This window comes from Streptococcus sanguinis (assembly GCF_019929145.1).
Classification (GTDB): Bacteria; Bacillota; Bacilli; order Lactobacillales; family Streptococcaceae; genus Streptococcus; species Streptococcus sanguinis_U.
Map to the genome: position 1 here is coordinate 84,950 of NZ_JAHZOW010000006.1, position 20,241 is coordinate 105,190.

Sequence of the window (20,241 nt, forward strand, 5' to 3'; positions counted from 1 at the left end):
TAGTAAAACCCTGCCTTTGAGGTGTTTGGCAAAATTGATTATTCATTATTAAAACAAAAATTTAATTACTTAAGGAGAACTATTCAAATGTTAAACAAATTGCAAAAGTTCCGTCAGAACTTGAAGAAAAAAGGTAAAGGTTTTACCTTGGTTGAGTTGATTGTCGTAATCATCATCATCGCTGTTCTTGCAGCGGTAGCTATCCCAGCTATCACAGGGTTCCAAGACAGCGCGCGTAAGAGCCGTATCGAAACAGAACACCGTCAGTTGGTTTCAGCTGTACAGTCTTATCTAGGTTCTCAAGTAGATCCAGAAACAGCTGATGTACCAGATCTTGATGCTTTGAAGCCATATATCTCTAAAACCTCTCAAAAAGAAGGCGCTCTTGATAAGATTCTTGCACAAGATAACGGTACTGCCGCACACGTAATTGATAAAACAGCTCATACTCTGACTTCTAAATATACTCCAAAGAGTGGTGGAGAAGCAAAAACATGGGTTTACAACTGGCGCGAGAACAGTACTAATTAATTATAAAAGCTCAGATTTAAAAATAGGGAGAACATCAACGAATGCTGAATAGGCTTAAAGAGTTCCGTCAGGACTTGAAGAAAAAAGGTAAAGGATTTACCTTGGTTGAGTTGATTGTGGTGATTATCATCATCGCAGTTCTCGCAGCAGTCGCTATTCCTTCTCTTGTTTCTTTCCAGGACACTGCCCGCAAGGCACGTATCCAGTCGGAACATCGTCAGCTGATCCAGGCTATACAGTCTTATCTAGGTTCTCAAGTAGATCCAGAAACAGCTGATGTACCAGATCTTGATGCGCTAAAACCTTATATAGCCAAAGAATCTCAAGGTTCAGGAGAGCTTTCTAAGACCCTTGCAGCAGATAATGGCAAGATTGCCCATGAGGTTAATAAGACGAGTCATAAGCTGATTTCGACTTATACACCGGCTAGTGGCGGGAAGCCAGTTACTTGGGAATTTGACTGGAGATTGAATAGCGCTAGCTAGTAATAGAAAATTAGAGAAAATCTCTATTCCGACTGCAACGGCAGTCGGATATTACCAAAGTAGTTGTCAGGTGATGACAACTATTTTGGCAATATCAAAAGAGAAAACTAGGAGATATTATCCATGAAAGGAAAAAAAAGACAGGGGTCAACGTTGCCTATGGTCATTGTGGCTATTGTGCTGCTGGTGGCCATGCTGGGTATTATGGCTTCTATAGTAGATACGGGACAGATGCAAACCCAGCGTATGTATAGCTACCTTAAAGCCAAATATATAGCGACATCTGGCTCTCAGCTTGCTTGGGGGGCTTTAGGTGAGGGAGCGTCTTCTCCTCTCTATGCAGAGTTTGGCAGGCGGGCGCAAGATAAGGAAGGAAGAATCCCTAAAGATCCTATTATCTCTACCCATACCTTCAAAGATGGAGGTAAAGCTGAGATTGAGATGAATGGAGACTTTGAAGGTGATGACCGTAGCCCTAGAAATTATGTTATAACTATTAAATCAAAGTCAACCTTGGCTAATAGTAAAGATTATTATGAGCATGTTGTAATCTTTAACTGGGAAACGCAAGGTATCCGTTCCGAAGAGGGCCACTTAGTCTCGGCTAAATAGATGGATAAAAAAATTTAAATAGGAAAGAATGATGAAAAAAATACAAAAAGGTTTTACACTGACTGAAATCATTATTGCCATCATCCTTACAAGTATGGTGGGACTTCTGATAGGTCTTGTATTTAATACAATGTTTTCAGGCCGCAATATAATCGAGCGGGAAGCTAGTATCCAATCAGAAATGCGAACTTCTATGCAATATGTGGATCGTACCATTGGTAAGGCGACCTCTGTTTTCGTTCTTGACGAGAGCAAATATGGCAAGGATGTCAGAAAAACAGAGGGTTGGAATTATATCGGCTTATCCCCTGATGGGAAGAAAGTTATAAATTATATTTGGAATAAGTCAACTAAAAGATGGGACGAGTCAGTGTTAGGGACTAATTCCCTCTATGATATGCAACTTGATCTAGAGTTTAAGGCAGATGAATCTTATCAGGATAATCGGTTGATTAACTACAATCTGACAGGCCAATATAAAAACTCTAAGAATAAACTCTCCATCGATACAGCAATTTCAGCTCTTAATACCAAGCAGGTTATATCGAAAGTAGCCAAGGGCAAGAAAGGAATTGCCCTTGCTTATCGGAACGATCCTATTGAAGGTCAGGTAAATACTGCTGTTTCCTTCGTTTTTGATACATCAGGCTCTATGGCTTATGGCCTGTGGAATCAGAAATTGGAACCAACAGATAGTAGAACCCGGATGAATATTTTGAAGACCAAAGCAAATCTTTTGGTTGATGACCTCAAGGAAATAGGGAACGTTAGTGTTAATTTGGTTCGGTTTTCTGGTGATGCAAGTTATATTCAAGAAGATTTTGTAGAGCTAGATAAGGACACAGATACAATTAAAACTAAGATTAAAGCCCTCCCTACAAGTTGGATTACTAACCCTGGAGATGGGCTTCGCTATGGCTTGGTAAGTCTTCAGAGAAATCCAGCCCAGCTAAAATATGTTGTCTTGCTGACTGACGGTATTCCAAATGCCTATACAGCCTCTCCTGACGGGATTGGGAAGTATGATCTGACAGCAAATTTCCCAACAAATGGTAAGCAAATTAAAGCTGATCAACCTGTTTCATTGACTACGGAATATGTGGGACAAGTGGCAAAGACCTTCGGCTCTGGTGTTAAGCGTATTAGTGTCATCGGCTTTTCAGGGAATGTAAAAGAAATAAAAGACGGACAAAAAATAGCTGATCAAATCAAAACAGTCGGAAAGGTAGAGTCTACCTTTGTCATTGCGACTAATGAAGCTGCTTTGGAACAGACGTTTGCTGACATTAAAAAGCAAATTCAACAGGATCTTTGGTTTGTGTCTGGTCCGTAGAAAGGAAGAGCGATGGAAAAAATGCGAAGAACCAGAGGTTTTACTCTAGTTGAGGTTTTGATAGCCCTCATTTTGATAGGTGTCATTGCAGCAGGATTATTGACTTTCTTTTCTACTGGTTACCAGAATATTCTGGGCCAGCGTAATCAAAATGCTTTGAACTTTGACATTCAGGAAGATTTTGAAACCCGGTTAGCAAAAATTAAAAAAGATGGTGGAAGTGGCAACGATGTTGAAACTTTCACCTATCGTATAGGTAAAAACGGCCGGAGCAACAGCGTTAGCGTCAAGGGTACGACCCTGTCTTATAAGGATAATAAAGTCAAGAATATCCATCTCTTTGCCGCAAATAAAAAGGAAATCCCCTTGGATATTCCTGAGGATTTGGTCGTTTCGTTAAAGGATACAAGTCGTTATTATTATTATGCTGGTGAGACTGGTCCGGCAGGTCAAGCAGGATTCAAAGACAATAAACAGTCTACAAAGGCCAAGATTCATACCAGTTCTGCTTGGTTTCTCAGCGAGTCCAGTATTAATTTTAATAATAGTAAGATTGTTCCAGTAGGAACGTTGGGGACTAATATAGAAAATACTGCTTTTGGTATAGTATTACCTAAGCTACCAGATGATTTTCGACAAATAAGCAGTAACGAGAAACCGATTGCTATCACAGATGAAATGCGCGGACGTTATCTAACCTTTGCAGCGAGAGGAATTAACTCATTTGGACGTGTAGGAAAATACCAAGAAGGTCCACAGAGAATTTGGGTTATGGGGCTTCCCAATCAAGGAATGAGACCAAATCTAGTACTTCATACAGATGCTGATTTAGCCTTGATGCGGAACTCTGATAACACAATTTCAGCGATACCAGCTGATGGGGTAGCGCATAGTAATACTGTTGTGGCAAACTATGCGGAGACTAAAAAGAATGGAGTTTATGGAGCTGTTATTCCTGTTATCAACTATAAAGAACCAGCTATCAATCAGACCAGACAGCTAATCGCTCTTAACGACTCCAAAATTCAGTTTAGTAATCACGATTTCAATAAGGGTTATACGACCTCGATTTTAATTGGCAATCGTCAGCAGACAGGCTCGCTGTTAACTTATAAGTTAGATAATTCCTTGAACTGGACAGTTAGCTTGGAAGCTAATGGTAAAATTGCTATCGAGACAGTTGATAACACTAATGCTAATAATGGTGGTCGACAATATGCAAATGTTGTACTAGATTATACAAAGGACAATTCGATTCAGGTTCGCGCCTCTGTGACAAACAAGATTTTAAAACTTGAAGTCTTCGTCAATGGTGCTTTAGCTCACACACACGAACTCTTCATGGAGCGTAATGGTGTGACTCATGATATTAGGAGAAGTCAGATTATATTTGGCGGAGAAACTTTTATAAATGAGTTTGCTGTCTATAACAAGAAGTTGACAGACAGCGAGATTAATATTCTTGCTGAGTATTTCAGCGACAAATACAGAGCGAAATAATTAGGGAAATAGTTTTTAGGAAAAATAAGGGAGATTAGGAGATTATGGCAAAAAATATGTTTTCGTCCAAGGGGCGCAGAAGAGCTCTGGACGAAGAAGATAATGAGAAAAAAGGCTCATTTTTAGGAAAATTAAATAAACCGCTCTTCTCATCAAAAGGGAAACATAAAGAACACTTATCTATTCAAGGAGTTCAGATCAAGTCAGATCGTCAAGAAGACTTTGACGATGAGGAAAAGTCAACAGCAAAAGGGAGCTTCTTAACCAAGCTCAACAAGCCGCTCTTTTCTAAGAATAGTGGCAGTGATGACATGCCTGCTAAGTCTGGAAATCGTTCACTCTTTGCTAAGAAAGGCAGTGGTGCAGCGAGCCAACCGGTTACTAGAATGCATGCACCTTACACTATGTTTGGCAAGCCAATCAAGGGCAATCTGATGGCCATTGACTTCACTGACGAATCAGTCTATCTGGTTGTTGCTAGACAGAAGCGCAATGAACTGGAGATTATCAAGATGGCATCTGCCAATCTGCCAGAAGGTGTTGTGCTGAACAGTGAGATTATCGACCCGATTACTCTCAAAAATATTATCAGCGACCTGATGGAGCAGCATGCTATCACTGCTAAGTACGCTTTCTTTGCTCTGGGCAATACCAATATTATCGCCCGTTCAGTTGATGTGGCAGCTAGTGTGCAGAATGATGAGGATATTGAGGGCTTGGTATCTTACGAGCTCCAGCAATATCTGGATATTGATCCGACTTCTTATGTTATCCAGTTCCAAGAGCAAGAGTCCAATTCAGCTTTTCCGCTTGATGAAGATACTCGCTCACTCATGGTCTATGCTGTGCCAAAAGGTGTGGTAGAGCAATACTTGGGCTTGGCTGAGAATTTGAAGCTGACACCTTATGTCTTTGACCTTCAGTCTAATACCTTTGAAAAATGGCTGGAACGCGTTCAGGCGGTTAACAATCGTGCCAAGAAGCTGACCAAGGAAAATGTCGGCATGGTACATCTGAGCAAGAGCTTCATTGGTGTCTATCTCTACTCAGAAGGCAAGTTTGTGACCAGCAACTATCTCAACCGTGGCTACAAGGATATCCTGAGCTATGCAGACGACGCTAGCCTGCTGCAGAAGCTTCCAGCAGTGGCTTCAGATGATCTGGATACAGGTCTCTTGAAGAGGGCCTTGGATGAGTGGGTGGCTGATGCGAAGAACCACATTCTCAATACTGAAAACTTCTTCAGCGGATCAACTGGTCTCAACATTGACAGTTTCTACGTCTTTGGTGACCAGGACATCTGCTGGCAGTTGGCAGCTATTCTGAAGCAGAGCATGAATCGGGAATTCATCTCAATTGATAATGTAGATTATGAGAATGTACTGTGGGAAGGTTCTGCTGAGTTTAATGCGGAGTTCATTCCAGCTACAGCCATGTTGATTAGGAGAGCAAACTAATGCGGAGAGATTTAAACTACTTTTCAAAATATCATGTGGCACCGGCTAAGACCAGTCCACTGAAACTTGCTGCTATTTCCGCTTTTGCTGGGATTGCAGCGATTATGATTGTGCTGATTGGCTTCTTCCAGTTTAGCGCTATGCACCTCCAAGGCGAGATTGACCGAGCGGAGCAGACACTTAAGAGTCCAGAGATGGCTCAAGAGCTGAAGGCAGTCTCTGAGACTGAAGATAAGATTGTTACGGTCAAGAATGACGAACTTCTCTTTACCAGCCTGGAAGGCGACTTCCGCCGCTTGCACCGAGTAAACAAAGCCTTTATGGACTTCCTTAATAAAAACGTGACACGGAACCTGGTCTTTGACGATATCAAGATTAATAACGACAATGTAGAAATCAATGGTTCGTCTCAAGAGCATCTTTCCATCGCTAAGTTTGAGGAAGAGCTTCGTAAGTCTGAGAAGTTTAACCATATTTTTGTGGATAACATTACTCGCGAGGAAAAGGATAACAATACAGTGTACAAGTTTAACATTAAAATTTTGACGAAGGATGTAGATTTCAATGAAGAGCAAAAATGAGAAAGAAAAGAAAAAAATCCTGAGTAATTTAAATGAGCGTGACAAGAAGTTGTTGGCCTGTGTCGGAGGAGTAGCGGTCCTTGCTGGTGGAGGGTATCTGGTAACAAATTCTTATACACGGATGGCGCAGTTAGCTGAAGAGCATGCAACTATATCGACAGAGCTGGAAGGCAAGAATGCCAAGATTAGTCAGAGGAAGTCTCTTACCAAGCAGCTCCAAACTTTGAATGCTAAGACTCTGGATCAGGCTAAGAAATACTATGGTACGACCAATCAAGGGGAGTTCATTTTCTTGATTGATAAGTTGGTCAACGAAAGCGGTATTAAATTCAAGTCTGTCAACTACACTGAGAGCACAGAGTTGGAACTCCAGCAGGAGGGATTGGCTGCGACTTCGTCCAAGGGGCAAAACTCCAACTCTTCTGGTACGACTGGCAGTTCAAGCTCGAGTGAGACGTCTTCTTCATCCAGTACGACCTCTAGCTCGTCTGGTACATCGTCCTCATCTTCATCTAGCAGCAGCTCTTCATCAGATGCCAATACCGCAACAACAACTGCAGCTAACACAGCGACACCAGGGAACGGAACGACCAATAATACTAACATCACTCAGATGACAGCGGACATTGAGTTCGAAGGAACTTATACACAGGTTCTGAAATTGTTGGAATTGATTGATGGCAATCAACAAAAAATCGTTTCCAGCGAGCTGGAATTGGGCGGAAAGAAAAGCCTGTCTAGCACGGAGGAAAACAAAAACCCTGATCTAACCAGCGGTAAAATCAAGCTGCGCTTCTATCAGGTTAAAGACGTTGAGCGCTATGTGACTCTGGAAAGCAATGTCGATAAGACACCGATTCAGTTTGCAAACTGGGAGTCTCCATTTGCCATTCCGACTTGGCAGGCAGGCTCTATATCTGTAACGACAGCTGGTGGCGGCACTGATGCAACTGGCAATAAGGGCAGTTTGGGGGCCGCAACAACCAATACAACTAGCAGCGCGAATGCTAACAGCAGTACTAATCTGGCTCCGTCTTATTTGGAGCAGCTTAGCACTCAGTCTAGTCGAAATGATGGTCTGTCAGCTTATTACAATTCATCAACTATCTACCGCTTCGAATCACCACTGAAGCTGACTCAGTCAGGCGGCAGCAATCAGTATGATGTGACAGTTGACAATACGGACTTCCTAGAGGGTTCAGGTTCAAACGTGGTTAAGATTCCAGCAACAAAATCATCTACTATGTATGAAATGGAATTTGCAGCACCGTATGTATCCTTGAACAATAAGCCGGATGCTATCAGCTTCTCTCTATCTCTGTCTAATCAATGGCAGGGCAAGATTGGCTTGATTGTCAAGAATGCCAGTGGGCAGAAGATTTACCTTCACGTTATTCGTCCTAACAGCTGGACTGGCTGGCGCGAAGTTAGCTTCGATCCTGAAAATATTCCAGGATTCAGCTATCCAATGACTATTGTGGGTTACTACTTCGAAACTCCGAGCGGAGAAAGCCCTGAAACGACTATGAAGCTGGATAACCTATCTGTGAATAACTTGGTAGTTAGCTAAAATACTTTGAAAAAATACCAAATAAGTCTATGGTTTAAAATTTCAAGAGCATGTGTAAATTTTTCTAAAAAAATGCTAAAAACCAAGTTATTAGACTAGTATTCACGGTGCATTTATAGTAAACTAAAACATAGAGATATTTGAAGTATAATACAAGCAAACTCAGAATAGACGCCCGAGTCTATTTTGGGTTTTAATGGAGTTTATGGAAAAACAAAATCAAGACTGGTTTTGCATTGAAAAAGTTTAATATCATTTAGAAAGTGGGGGGTGTCGAAAATATTCAAATGGCATATTTTTTACCTTTTGGAGCAGGGCTTATAGCGCTGCATACGATTAGCATTTTATTTGTTTCTAGGATTTCATTAATAAAGCGCCTTTTTCTCGTAGTATGGGTCATGCTATTTGCGATTGGTGCTCCATTCCTCTTTCAACAAGTTCCCGGCATAGCCTTTGTTGGGCTCTGTGCCTTGGCCTTGGCTGTCTATATGGTGCTGCTCTTTTCACAGGAGCTAGCTCCAGTCAAGAAGAGAGCAACTGCTTCAGCGCGAAGCAGAAGCCAGAAGCATGCTAAGAGCTCGCGGAAGGAAGCTAAGGACGCAAGCTTGTCATCTGCTAGAGATTTGAACTTTTCCAATGCTTCAGCCGGTAGAATGAGAAAGGAAAGTAAAGAAAGGGTTCAGGCTGAGGAAAGTCCGGCAAGGCAGAGAGTATCTGCTTCTGGTCGCACCCTGGCAGACCGTTCTATCAAAAAGGATATGACAAGATTTGAGAAAGCAAAACCTCTCTACCCTGTTGATAACTTGGCTACAGCTCCTGCCTTTGGAGAATACGAGCCAAACAGTCAGCTAGCGGCAGCTGAGGTCGGTATGGTGGGTATGGACCACAGCGCACAAAAGGCCAATGATGAATTTTTGCAGTCCCTGCTTCATCATCGCAAGGGTTCTACTAAGATTAAGGTGGCCAACTCTCTGATTCAGCCTACGGAAGCAAATGCAGCCGGCAATCAAGGCTATACAGATATAGATGATCCAGCCTTTGAGACTGCTGTTCTGTCTAAGATCAGACCGATGTCCTATACGGAGTCTAGCTATGGCAACTTCAGACCGCAGGCGGTTGAGGTGACAGGTGTTATTTCTCAAGATGAGGAAGAATTCTTCACTGAGCAAGAACATGCTCAGCAGCCAGTGGCAGAAGAGGTAGGAGGCAACAGCCTAGAAGATGTTTTTGCTGCTACGGGAGATATCAAGCCAGTTAGAGCAGAAGAGTCGAGAGCAGCAAATAGCTTAGAATCTCTCTTCTTTGCTGACTCAGATGTCGAGCCACAAGCTAAGATGGATTCCGCCTTCAGTCAAGCAGCTGCAGAGCCAGAATTTTCTGCTACTGAAGAGTCTATGGTTAGCCGTGATCGTGCTGATATTCAGGGCTATCAAGATATTCTCAGTCAGATTCAGCATGATTTGCTTGGGGCTGAAGAGGAAGATTTGACTGCTGAAGTGGCAGAGACTTGGGAGGAAGAAAGCAGCTTCGCACCTGCAGCAGAAACGTTTGAGTTTGAAGCAGCTGCTGAACCAACAGTTGTTCAATCAGTTTCTGAAGACGCTCTTTGGACACAGGCTGAGCCTATCCAAGAAGCAGTTGCAGATGAAACAGAAGAAGACTTGATCAAGGGAATTGCTAACATCCTCAAAGTTGAGGAAGCACAAGTCAAAGCTGCTCCGGTCGTTCCGGCTGTAGATGAAACAGAAGAAGATTTGCTTCAGAAAATCACTGACATCCTCAAGGCTGAGGAAGCGGCAGAAGCAAGACCAGCTGCAGCAACTGCGGGAGATAAAGAAGTCTATTTCCAATTCCTCCTACTGGAAAGTCAGGAATTATTGGCTTCTAATGCAGTTCAAGAAGCTGAGAGCTATCTGAAAGAAATTGTCCAAGGCAGCTCAGATCAAAATCTTCGTCAAGAAGCGTTCAACATGCTGGACAAAATCGTGAAAAATTAATACTATATAAACATACAATTGATTGTAATCAATTAGAAGGGTTTTAGGGGAAATTATGAAAAGTTGTAAAACAATCACAGGGACCGTTGTCATTGAGATTGAAAAAGGGATGGGACTGGGTGAAGTCCATGAAGTCTTTGTTGACGAGGGGGTCAATCTGACTTTTGTCATTAAGTCAAAGCAGTCTGAACAGCCTTTTGCCTTGCTGTCTAGCAAGAACATCCAAGGAATTGGTGACTTTGCGGTCATGGTAGAAAACAGCTCAGTCTTTCAAGAGCTGGAAGAGGCAGATCTGAAGGTCTTGAACGACAAGCAGGGTAGCGTCTTTGACGAAATTGTCATCACAATTGATGGAAACAAGGTGGGAACTGTTGTTGACTATCATATTGACGAAAAGAATGAAATTGGTTACTTGGTGGTTAATTCTGAAGATGCCAGCGAGGAAATTCAGATTCCTAAATCACGCATCTTGATGATTGGTAAAGAGTATATCATCCTCAATGATGAAAAAAAGACAGCTCCTCATCTTGAAGCAGATGTAGAGATGGGCCGTCTGGCTGCAGCAGATTTGCTCCATGAGACTGAAGCTGCAAAACCTGCCGAAAAAATTGAGGAAGTAGTTGCTGAAGCGCCTGTATTTGAGCCAGTTGTAGATGAAAAAGTAGATGTAAAAGAAGAAGCTGCAACAGATTTGACAGAGGCCTTGGCTGCTGTAGGTCTGGGAGCTGCTGCTCCTGAGTTGGAGTTTTCTGAAGCAGTCGTAGAGACAGCAGAAGAACCAGAAGTTCAAGACTTGGTACAAGAAACAACAGCTCCAGCTGAAGAAGAAGTTGAAGAAACAGATGCAGCGCTGAGTCTGGATGCTGCTTTGGAAGAAGTATTGGCGGCCCCTGCTGAGGAAGTAGAAACAACTATCAGCACAGCTCCAGTTGCTGAAGAAGAGTCAGCAGCAAAGAAAGCTGTTAACGACTTTATCGATCGGCAAAAACGTCTTCTAGTAGGCAAAACACTGCAAAAAGATCTTGTTAATGCAGATGGAGGAGTTATCCTGAATGCCGGAGATACTGTTTCAGATGACATCATTGATTTTCTTCGCCGTATCGACCGTAAATTCCTTATCCGCTTAGCTGAATGCGTAGTATAAGGTTGGGATGAGATTCATGTCAAGAAGAAAAAGAAAGGTTTCATCAAAATATCAAAAACTACTTCCAGCAGCGACACTTGCTGCCTTTCTGCTGGGTAGTTTATTTTATGTCATTTTTGTCTTTAATCCAACGATTGACCTGAGTATCAATGGCCGCCCCTCTATGAAGGTTCGCTCTCGGAGCGAAGCTGAGATTGAAGTTTACAGAGAACTGCCCTATAAGGCTACATTTCAGCTGTCTACAGGGCAACACTTCTCTGTAGATATGCGCTTTTTAGGACTGAGCTATTTCACAGAAGAAGAGCTCAAGCGGCTGGATAATATCTCAGCCAAGACAGTTTGGGATAAGTTTACACCGTTTTTTGATACCAAGGAAAATCTACAGATTTCCATCTATCCTAACCGTCTTTTTTGGCTTAGACCTTTAAACGATGTCTTGGCTGCCCATCCTGATGTTCTCAGTCAGCTTCCAACGACCAATCATCTGGTCATGGATGGTGAGTCTAATGTAAAGGTGGGAGACAAGTCTAATGGCTATAAGATTGATCCTGCTGCTTTTATCCAAGCATCTGAGGAGATTGCCAAGACTGGTAAATTTGATGATGTCAAGGTTGAGAGTACGCCTGTTGAAGCAGAAGATCAAAGTGAGCTTCTGAGCCAATATACGCACTTTATAGAGCGTAAGGAAGTACCAATGCCGACTAACGCTGCCCAAGCTCAAAACATGAAGACAGCCTTTTACAAGCTGCAGAATGTTTACTTGGCTCCTGGTGAGACCAAGTCTATCTCAGAGTTGCTAGGCGCTTTGAATGCAGAGTCTGGCTATCTGCCAGTCAAGGGCAAGGATAATAAAGAAGTTTACGGTCAGGGTGCTGAGCAGATTGTAGATGCCATTCAGCAGCTCGCCTTTTCACGGACCAATGTTATTTCCTATCGAGGACAGTATTTCAACGTCGGAACGCCGGCTGAAGGTTTGACCGAATTGACCATTCAAAACAATACAGAAACAGATATGGTGTTTTCATTAAGTTTGGAGGAGGGGCAAGTATCCATCATTCTGGCATCTAAGTGATACTCAAGGGAAGTCTAAGTTTGACACCGTCACCTGAGGCTTTCAAAGAGTATAAAAAGGGAAAAATTATGATTGCAAGTTTAGTATTTATATTAGGTGTCGTATTTGGGAGCTTTTTCAATGTCGTCATCTACCGTGTGCCACTGGAAAAGAGCATTGCCAAAGGTCGGTCCATGTGCCCGTCCTGCGGTCATGTCTTGACTTCGGTGGAACTGATTCCGGTTGTGTCGATTATCATGCAGGGCTTTAAATGCAAGCACTGCAAGGAGCCGATTTCACCGCGCTATCTCATTGTGGAGCTCCTGACGGGTCTGCTCTGGTTGGCCTCTTATCTGATCTTTCAAGATCAGGGGCCATGGATGGTTGTTTCAGCCTGTCTTTTGGTATCGCTTTGTCTCATTATCGGTTATATCGATTTTGATACTCAGTACATCTCGGACTCGGTTCTGCTGGTTTTCTGGCTGGGCCGCATGGCTGTTACGTTTTTTATCAATGAATTCAATTGGGAACTACTCCTTTCGCTGCTAGTCGGCGCTGGTCTCTACTCTCTCATTTATTTTGGAGCCAAGGCTTATTACAAGAAAGAAGCTTTCGGAATGGGAGACATTCTTTACTTGGCTGCCCTGAGCAGTTGGTTTAGCCCCTTGAATACGCTGATTTTGGGATATGGTTCTTTCTTTGTGGCTGGAGCGATTCTCTTAATCGCAACCATCTTTAAGAAATTCAAATTTAAGTTGAAAGAAGAAGTCCCTTTTGGTCCTGCTATGAGTATCATGGCGGTCATCCTATATTTCTGGGGAGGAATTTAGGAAACCAAAAGCGACAATAGAAATGGATAGAAAAAATGTTTAGGAAGAAAAAAGTTATCATAGCATTAGCGACAGCTACTGTCCTTTCAGGCAGTGTGTTGCCTGTCAGCCGCCCAGCGGCAAATGAAAAGGCCAGTCTGGATCCTTCTTTAGTGCAGGTATCAGATCAGTTTCAGGCCAAGAAAACAGGAGCAGTCGTCTTTTCAGAAGATGTAACAGTGCCAAGCACAGTGTCAGCCGATTTCATTGATAGTCGTCTGGCTGGCACGCCGATGGCTGGATTGGGAAAAGCTTTCAAAAAAGCAGAGAAAGATCATGGAGTTAATGCAATTTTTCTCGTAGGGCTGGCTATTCACGAATCGGATTACGGCCGCAGTCAGATTGCTCAGGCCAAGCACAACCTGTTTGGTTTCATGGCTTATGACTCCAGTCCTTTTTCCAGTGCAGGAAATTTCGCAACATTTGACGATGGTATAGATACCGTTGCCCGCTATCTCAGCGAGCACTATCTCAAGCCTGGCGGTCAGTTCTACAATGGTAAGAGCATGGCTGCTATCAATGTAAGATACGCATCTGACAAAACTTGGTCAAGCAAGATTATGATTCGTATTCGAAATTTTTTGAAAAAAGGTTAAGGAGGCTGGGACAATCGTGTCTCAGCTTGCTTTATTATAGAAAGAATTTCTTTTGGTGAGGTGATTGACGGGGTTTTTCTTGTTCTATGGGGCTCTAAAAATTCCTAATCATCCTCTCAGGACTAAAAAATAAAAACTTGCTTCTGCGACATCGTCTTTTATGGCGAAAAATGACTTAATTAGGGGATTTATGAAAAGAAAGTTTGATGTAAGCGATGTTTTAAAGGAAGCCTGGGGACTGACTGTTGATTACTTTTTTGTATGGATAGCAGGGCTTGCTATCATTCAACTGCCATTTTTTATTCTGGGGCTGTTAATTCTATTTTTTTCTCCATTGACTTCTACATTTCTTCCAAGAATAATTCTGCTGGGATTTCTAAGTTCTTTTGTAATTGCTTATATCCATAAGTTTTCCTTGACCATGGTTCGTAATCCGCAGATGGTGCGAAGAAACTTCTGGAGGGCAGTTGGCTACAGTATTTCTGATGGCTTTTTTGGACGTTTGCTTTCTATGTCTATTTACGTCTTTATATCTTTCTTGGCTATATTACTTCTTATTGTATACTTCTATAATCTCTTGATGACAGATGCAAATTTTCAAGAGAATATGGGAACTTGGATGATTTGGGTTGCAAATAATCAAGAGAAGATGGCTAGTATGCTCTTCCTGCTTTTTTTGATAGCACCAATGTTTAACTTGGTATTCCATTTGTTTTACAGTTATTTTATCGTTTCTCACTTCTTCTTGTTGCCCTATATTATTCAGGATACCAACTCCTCTGATAACCTCTTGCGTCCTCTGTCAGCCTTTGGCAGCTTGGGCAAGTCCTTTTCTCGTATGAATGGTCAGAGGGGGCGTTACTTACTGGTAGAGCTTGTCTTAAAGCTTATTCCTGTAGTATTGGGTCTAATAGAAGTTTTGAGTTTGCTTTTTGGTGCTGGTGTGTCTAATATTGTGGGAATGATTGTTAGTATGATAAATGGCTTTTTGCTGATTTATGCCTTGGCAGCCCGTTCGGTTATGGCTGACATCCTGATGTCTTATGATCGGGAAATAGTTAATTTTGGGGATTAATATTTATGAAAAAAATTAGAAAGGGTTTTAGGATTTAGGATAATGAACGATGAATGATGTAAAAGTAACAAGGGTTTTCAGAGAAGCTTGGATTTTTGTTACAGAATATTCTTTTGTCTGGATGAAAGGCCTTTTGCTGGTCGGAATTCCGCTTGCAGTGCTGGGCTGGTTTCTTTTTCCGCTGGTTTCGAGTTGGTCTTACCGGTCCATTTTAGTCTTGACCTGTTTGGCTTTTATAATTGCCTTCGGTTTTGCTTACGTCAATAAATTTGCCTTGACAGTGATACGAAATCCGCAGATGGTTAAGCTCTATTTTGGCTATGCAGTTTGGTACAGTATCTCAGATGGCTTGCTTACTCGCCTCTTTTATTCCTTCATTGTCAGTGCAGTCCAGGTTCTGATTTTGTACATGGGTTGGTCGGCAATCGGCATCAATCTTGGGGTGGCTAGTCTCTTTGCCTTTTATCGGAGAGCAGTAAGTCCAGAGGCCATTGTAATTTTCCAGTTTCTTTTTCCTTTCTTGTTCATGGTTTTTTACCTGCTCTTCACTTATCTGGTTGATTCGCACTTCTTTTTGCTGTCTTATATCATTCAGGATACTAGCTCAAGAGACAATCTGGCCAAGCCGCTTTCTTTTTATGGCTGTTTGAGAAAGTCAGTCCTGCTGATGAAGGAGCGCAGGGGTCGTTATGTTCTGCTCAGCTTTTTTCTAGCTTCTTTTGGCGGGCTGATTGGCTTGGGCACTCATCTCCTGATGGATCTGATAAGGCAGTATATTGGTCCCTTGCTGGGTGAACTGGCTGATTTACTTGGCTTGATCCAGATGATTCCTGTTCTGGTTTTCAGTAGCTTTTACGGTGTATTTGTTCTGGTTGTTCGGACAGTTTTTGCCGATACTCTGATGGAAAATGATACAGAAGTGGTGGATTTTGGTGATTAATTTAGGAAGTTGCAAGACCAGACAGTAACTTGATAGAAACAAGAGGAAGGGTATGAAATCAGTAACAAGAATCTTAATAACAGCTTTGGTGCTAACTGGGATAGGCTTTATTCCTCTCCCTTATGAATTAGAGACCGTGAGGCCGGCTTTGAATGCCAAAGACTTTGTCCAAGTTCAAGGAGGAACTGATAAAGGAAAAGGTAAAATCTATGTCATGGCTGTTGGTGTTTCCAAGGCCCGAGTGTTCAGTCTCTTTTTAACTCTGCTGCCTAATTACAGGCTGGAAACAGAGTATGTCTCTGTTCCTGAAAACTATTTCGATAAGGAGAAGGGACGGGAAGAGCGAGAGAACAGCACTATGGGCTCTTCCCATCTCAATGCTTTGCAGGTGGCTTATCAGGCTGCTGGTCGTACAGTTGAGATTAGGCATAAAGAGATTTACGTAGGTGGTATCAGCAGCGAGACGCCTCTATCAAAGGAGTTACAGCGAGGCGATGTGATTTTAAAGATTGACAATCAGACTTACACTAGCCCATACGACATCGTTGATCAGATGGAACAGCGGCCAGTCGGCGATGTGGTATCAATTGAGTACAGTCGTAATGGTGTAATCGGTTTGGCTAGCGGTCCTGTGATTGTGGATGAGACGACTGGTAAGCCTGGTTTGGGAATCGAATTGGGATCTAAAGCCAGTGTTGCCATGAATCCTCTGACCGAGTTTAAGAGCAACGGTGTAGCAGGTCCTTCTGGTGGACTCATGTTCAGTCTGGAGCTTTACAATCAGCTCGTGTCTGAAGACATTACCAAAGGAAAAACTATTGCTGGTACTGGAACGATTGACCACAAGGGAAATGTTGGCCGGATTGGCGGGATAGAGATGAAGGTCATGGCTGCAGATAAGGCAGGCGCCGAGATTTTCTTTGTTCCTGATGATACAATTGACGCCGATATTGCCCAGTACAATCCCAAGCTGCGCTCTAACTACCATGAGGCACTTCGTGCTTCTATCAAAATCAAGAGTAAAATGAAAATCGTCCCTGTCAAAACCTTCAACGAAGCTTTGAACTACCTCAGAGAGATGGAATAAGAGACTTTACTACTCTATGAATAGTCAATAGAAACACAAGCTCTTGCTAATTATTTATCTGGCGAGGGCTTTTATTTTATAATTTTTTCAAATAATTGCCACCTTGGCACATAAATTCTTGCTTTCCAAATTGAAGTGTGATATATTTATAACATAAAGAATGTTAAATATTTCTAACACAAGGAAAGGAGTCTGTCATGAAAAAAAGTCAAAAAACGGGTGGTCTCATTGCGATGATTGCCGCAGCTCTCTTTATTGATTTTACTGTTTTATTTGGTTCCAATCTTAGTTGGGGACCCAAGTTGATTATTCTCGGTATTTCAGTGTTAGGTCAGATTGTAGCTATTTGGGGCTGGCTACATATGAAACCATGGCCTCATAAGAGTCAGAAAGGTAAGGGAAAGACTATTTTTGACTTGTCTGCTAAGCTATACACGATGCTTTTGTTTGCAGCAACCATTTTTTATACAGTAGGAATTTGGGTTGCAACCCCAAGCGAAGGATCCAGTATTAAGGAATGGATTTTGGGAGTTGGCCTCGTTATTGAAGCGATTGTATTTGGTTTTTTCTCTTTGAAAAATGTCAAGGAAACTCCAGACGAACGCTTTTATGCTAATTTAGCTAAGGCAGCTAGCTTGATGTTTGTCTTTATACTAGGCGCACTGATGATCCTAGCAGTTATCATTGGGTACATGGGTTCTCTCACTCTCTACATGGGCCAGATCTTTATTAGCATAGCTGCCTTGATTTGCATCTTTGCAGTTGTCTATCTTATCTTGGAGCGGAGAGGATAACCATGGCCAAGGAAAGCAAGATTATCACTAATCTCAAATCCGTTCGCGAATCCATGGGCATGACCCAGCAGGAGCTAGCCGACCGCATCGGCATGCGGCGCGAGACAATTCTGCACTTGGAAAATAACCGCTACAACCCTTCGCTGGAAATGGCTCTCAAAATTGCTCAAGTTTTTAACCTTAAAGTGGAAGATCTCTTTGAACTCAGACAGAAAGAGGAGGCATAATTCTTTTCGAGACCTGCTAGTGACATAAACCAGAATACTCTAGGCAGTTTGCTGCTTAGAGTATTCAATTTGTATATGAATCATCGTTTTTATCTTTTTCCAAAAAATGCTATAATATGAGCAAGTATGTAGAGTATAGAGGTATTAGGTTGGAAAATTGTGTTTATATCATTTCGGGTCCTCCAGGTGTTGGAAAAAGCAGTGTCAGTAAAGAATTAGCCTATTCTTTTGACAAGAGTGCTGTGATAGAAGGCGACATGATTTATTTAATGGTTAAAAGCGGCTTAGTAGCACCTTGGGAAGACGATGGCTACTACATGGATTTATTCTGGGACAATATCATTAGTCTTACCAGCAATTTACTTAATAGAAGCATGACTATCATCATAGACTATGTCATATTCGAGGAACAAATCAAAAAAATTACAGATTTTTTAAAGGCCAGACAAACAAGATTAAAATACTGTGTATTGCTGGCAGAAGAAGAAAAGCTTAAAGAAAGGGACCTATCCAGAAATGAAATAGAAAGAACGGGTGACTTATCAATCAAATCTAGAAAAGAGTTTCTAGCTAAAAATATTACTCAGGAGCATTTCCTTTATACGGATCAGTTAGATATCAGAGAAACTGTGAATCTCATAAAAACAGAAGATCGATTTTTTGTTTAAGAACGAATAAAAGAAAAAAAGCCTTTGAAATACTGATTTCAAAGGCTTTTCTTTATCTCAATTATTTCACTTCTATCTACAGTTTCTAAATCTCTAAATATAATAGAGCTGAAGCAGTGGTAAAACAAATCATCAACAAACTTGGTAATATCTTAGAAAATAATTTCTTTATAGTCCAAGTCGGTTTGCTTTAAATTATACTTTTTTCTTAAACATTTGCTACGAGTAGGTCTTTCTTGTGAGTAATTTTCATCAAAAAATTTCATAGATAAGTCCTATATATAATCATGGAAAAGTAGTAAAAATAGTTGTTATCCTAGTTGATTAAAAAAATCTCTGATTTCCTCATCTTTTATAAAATAATATATAATTTTCCCCTCTCTTCTAGTATCCAAGATGTTTTGATTGGCTAGTTTACGAAGATGGTGGGAGGCAGATGCCATACTGAGATTTAATAAACAGGCTATATCGCAGACACAGAGTTCTTCGACGGCAAGGAGATAAAAGATGATATTTATCTGTTTATTATCGGTAAATTTTGATAAAATGCGAAGTGATTTTTGGACTTTTTCCTTTTCAAGGTAGTTCGATGCGGTTGTAACATTTTGTTGATTTATAACATCCACTTGACAGATACTATCTTTTTTCATAATTTTTTCTCCTAGCCTTACACAGCCCATAGCATGTCAAAGCTGTTGTTTTCAATCAGGATATACATCCCCAATCCTAAATAGACAACGGCAATAAACCATCTGCTATATTTTTCCAAAGTTTCTCCAACAGAAGGGACTTGTGCCAATTTTTGGGCAGAAAAAACCAAGAGATAAATCATGACTAGAAAGGTAAGTAAAGCCACTATCAAATTCGCTAAATTTAAGGTAATAAAATATGGGACAAAAACACCAATATTGTCAGCGCCACAACTTGCAAAAGTAATCATAGCGACTAGAAAAATCAAGTTTTTATTATCTTTGCGCAAACCATCTTTTGCAATAGCTTCTCCATCAGAATCTCCTAAAAGCAAAACTTTGAGTCCTAGGAAAATTGGAATCAAACCGAGCAAACCTAAAATCTCTTTACTAGGAATATAATTTAAGACAAATGCAAAAAGTAAACTTAGCAATATTAGACTAACAGAGCCTAGAAATTGTCCTAAATAGATGTTAATGATGTCTTTTCTGCTTTTTCTTTTGGCAAAAAATAACATTAGGATAATAAGTAAGTCTACGGCTGTCCCAGAATACAGGATTATTGAAGTAACAACATTTTGAACCATAAAGCACCTCATTCAAATATATTTTTGAATGTATTTTAACATTAACCTTTGTAGATGTCAACTTCAGCTCCATCAAAATATAGATAAGAAGGTAGTGTACCAAATATTAAAAAGCCCTGCCATCGAAATTATAGCAGGGCTTAACTTCAATATCCAGATGATATATTTATCTAAAAAAGGTAGAGAAAAAGGTAGAGTTTGAATTGAAATACAGTGCAATATATCGCATTTGGCAAAAAGAAAAAACGCTTGAAATCAGCGTTTTTCTTCTGTATTGATTCGTATTGAATGCTTACTTCACTTCTGTAAACACAACGTGCTTGCGAAGTTTTGGTGAGTATTTCTTCAATTGAAGACGGTCTGGTGTGTTGCGTTTGTTTTTAGAAGTAAGGTACAAGCGTTCACCAGATTCTTTGTGTTCAAGTGTGATATTTACGCGCATGGTAGC

General features: G+C 41.2%; 23 protein-coding genes. 20 read left to right on the forward strand and 3 right to left on the reverse strand.

Annotated features, from left to right (window positions below):
* Window positions 1-87 precede the first annotated feature (87 nt).
* From K1I94_RS10610 to K1I94_RS10700, 19 genes are all read left to right on the forward strand, one after another.
* Window positions 88-531: a prepilin-type N-terminal cleavage/methylation domain-containing protein gene (locus K1I94_RS10610; protein ID WP_223315291.1), complete on the forward strand. Its 444-nt coding sequence runs from the start codon at window positions 88-90 to the stop codon at window positions 529-531.
* Window positions 532-572: 41 nt separating this feature from the next.
* Window positions 573-1,016, forward strand: coding sequence for a prepilin-type N-terminal cleavage/methylation domain-containing protein (locus tag K1I94_RS10615; protein WP_223315292.1), 444 nt, complete (start codon window positions 573-575; stop codon window positions 1,014-1,016).
* A 123-nt stretch (window positions 1,017-1,139) separates the two neighbouring features.
* Window positions 1,140-1,628, forward strand: a complete 489-nt coding sequence (locus tag K1I94_RS10620; protein ID WP_223315293.1) for a hypothetical protein — start codon at window positions 1,140-1,142, stop codon at window positions 1,626-1,628.
* Window positions 1,629-1,656: 28 nt separating this feature from the next.
* Window positions 1,657-2,961 carry a VWA domain-containing protein gene (locus tag K1I94_RS10625; protein ID WP_223315294.1) on the forward strand — a complete coding sequence of 435 codons (1,305 nt, stop codon included), beginning with the start codon at window positions 1,657-1,659 and terminating at the stop codon, window positions 2,959-2,961.
* A 12-nt stretch (window positions 2,962-2,973) separates the two neighbouring features.
* Complete coding sequence (locus tag K1I94_RS10630; protein ID WP_223315295.1) at window positions 2,974-4,461, forward strand: type II secretion system protein; 1,488 nt, start codon at window positions 2,974-2,976, stop codon at window positions 4,459-4,461.
* Window positions 4,462-4,505: 44 nt separating this feature from the next.
* Window positions 4,506-5,918 (forward strand): pilus assembly protein PilM, encoded by a 1,413-nt coding sequence (gene pilM / locus K1I94_RS10635; protein ID WP_002899353.1) that lies wholly within the window; start codon window positions 4,506-4,508, stop codon window positions 5,916-5,918.
* The gene (locus K1I94_RS10640) at window positions 5,918-6,499 is read left to right on the forward strand and encodes a PilN domain-containing protein (protein ID WP_002899352.1); all 582 of its coding nucleotides are present in this window, start codon (window positions 5,918-5,920) and stop codon (window positions 6,497-6,499) included. The genes pilM and K1I94_RS10640 overlap by 1 nt, the downstream gene beginning before the upstream one ends.
* Window positions 6,483-8,069 carry a hypothetical protein gene (locus tag K1I94_RS10645; protein WP_223315296.1) on the forward strand — a complete coding sequence of 529 codons (1,587 nt, stop codon included), beginning with the start codon at window positions 6,483-6,485 and terminating at the stop codon, window positions 8,067-8,069. Before K1I94_RS10640 ends, K1I94_RS10645 begins: the two co-directional genes overlap by 17 nt.
* 287 nt (window positions 8,070-8,356) lie before the next feature.
* Window positions 8,357-10,066 carry an SSA_2305 family type IV pilus system protein gene (locus K1I94_RS10650; protein ID WP_263281180.1) on the forward strand — a complete coding sequence of 570 codons (1,710 nt, stop codon included), beginning with the start codon at window positions 8,357-8,359 and terminating at the stop codon, window positions 10,064-10,066.
* Between the two features lie 55 nt (window positions 10,067-10,121).
* Window positions 10,122-11,210 carry a PRC-barrel domain-containing protein gene (locus K1I94_RS10655; protein WP_004190350.1) on the forward strand — a complete coding sequence of 363 codons (1,089 nt, stop codon included), beginning with the start codon at window positions 10,122-10,124 and terminating at the stop codon, window positions 11,208-11,210.
* Window positions 11,211-11,217: 7 nt separating this feature from the next.
* Window positions 11,218-12,282 (forward strand): VanW family protein, encoded by a 1,065-nt coding sequence (locus tag K1I94_RS10660; RefSeq protein WP_223315298.1) that lies wholly within the window; start codon window positions 11,218-11,220, stop codon window positions 12,280-12,282.
* Window positions 12,279-13,091 (forward strand): prepilin peptidase, encoded by an 813-nt coding sequence (locus tag K1I94_RS10665; RefSeq protein WP_223315299.1) that lies wholly within the window; start codon window positions 12,279-12,281, stop codon window positions 13,089-13,091. The genes K1I94_RS10660 and K1I94_RS10665 overlap by 4 nt, the downstream gene beginning before the upstream one ends.
* Window positions 13,092-13,126: 35 nt before the next feature.
* The gene (locus K1I94_RS10670; protein WP_002899346.1) at window positions 13,127-13,726 is read left to right on the forward strand and encodes a glucosaminidase domain-containing protein; all 600 of its coding nucleotides are present in this window, start codon (window positions 13,127-13,129) and stop codon (window positions 13,724-13,726) included.
* Window positions 13,727-13,886: 160 nt separating this feature from the next.
* Window positions 13,887-14,801, forward strand: a complete 915-nt coding sequence (locus tag K1I94_RS10675) for a hypothetical protein (RefSeq protein WP_223315300.1) — start codon at window positions 13,887-13,889, stop codon at window positions 14,799-14,801.
* Between the two features lie 49 nt (window positions 14,802-14,850).
* On the forward strand, window positions 14,851-15,741 hold the full coding sequence (locus K1I94_RS10680) for a hypothetical protein (protein ID WP_223315301.1): 891 nt from the start codon (window positions 14,851-14,853) through the stop codon (window positions 15,739-15,741).
* Between the two features lie 52 nt (window positions 15,742-15,793).
* A complete protein-coding gene (locus tag K1I94_RS10685; protein WP_002907534.1) occupies window positions 15,794-16,828 on the forward strand; it encodes a SepM family pheromone-processing serine protease in 1,035 nt (344 codons plus the stop codon).
* Between the two features lie 197 nt (window positions 16,829-17,025).
* On the forward strand, window positions 17,026-17,622 hold the full coding sequence (locus tag K1I94_RS10690; protein ID WP_002907532.1) for a hypothetical protein: 597 nt from the start codon (window positions 17,026-17,028) through the stop codon (window positions 17,620-17,622).
* A gap of 2 nt (window positions 17,623-17,624) precedes the next feature.
* Entirely contained in the window at window positions 17,625-17,849 is a 225-nt protein-coding gene (locus K1I94_RS10695) for a helix-turn-helix transcriptional regulator (protein WP_002894155.1), read from the forward strand.
* Between the two features lie 116 nt (window positions 17,850-17,965).
* The gene (locus tag K1I94_RS10700; protein WP_002894152.1) at window positions 17,966-18,517 is read left to right on the forward strand and encodes an ATP-binding protein; all 552 of its coding nucleotides are present in this window, start codon (window positions 17,966-17,968) and stop codon (window positions 18,515-18,517) included.
* A 311-nt stretch (window positions 18,518-18,828) separates the two neighbouring features.
* On the opposite strand, the gene cadX is transcribed toward K1I94_RS10700, so the two are convergent.
* Window positions 18,829-19,167: a Cd(II)/Zn(II)-sensing metalloregulatory transcriptional regulator CadX gene (gene cadX / locus K1I94_RS10705; RefSeq protein WP_032916123.1), complete on the reverse strand. Its 339-nt coding sequence runs from the start codon at window positions 19,165-19,167 to the stop codon at window positions 18,829-18,831.
* A gap of 17 nt (window positions 19,168-19,184) precedes the next feature.
* Window positions 19,185-19,793, reverse strand: coding sequence for a CadD family cadmium resistance transporter (locus tag K1I94_RS10710; protein ID WP_002907530.1), 609 nt, complete (start codon window positions 19,791-19,793; stop codon window positions 19,185-19,187).
* Between the two features lie 28 nt (window positions 19,794-19,821).
* Here K1I94_RS10710 and K1I94_RS10715 point away from each other — a divergent pair, with 28 nt between their 5' ends.
* The gene (locus tag K1I94_RS10715) at window positions 19,822-19,995 is read left to right on the forward strand and encodes a hypothetical protein (protein WP_002907529.1); all 174 of its coding nucleotides are present in this window, start codon (window positions 19,822-19,824) and stop codon (window positions 19,993-19,995) included.
* Between the two features lie 90 nt (window positions 19,996-20,085).
* On the opposite strand, the gene rpmG is transcribed toward K1I94_RS10715, so the two are convergent.
* Window positions 20,086-20,235, reverse strand: coding sequence for a 50S ribosomal protein L33 (rpmG, locus tag K1I94_RS10720; protein ID WP_001265622.1), 150 nt, complete (start codon window positions 20,233-20,235; stop codon window positions 20,086-20,088).
* Between the last annotated feature and the right edge of the window lie 6 nt (window positions 20,236-20,241).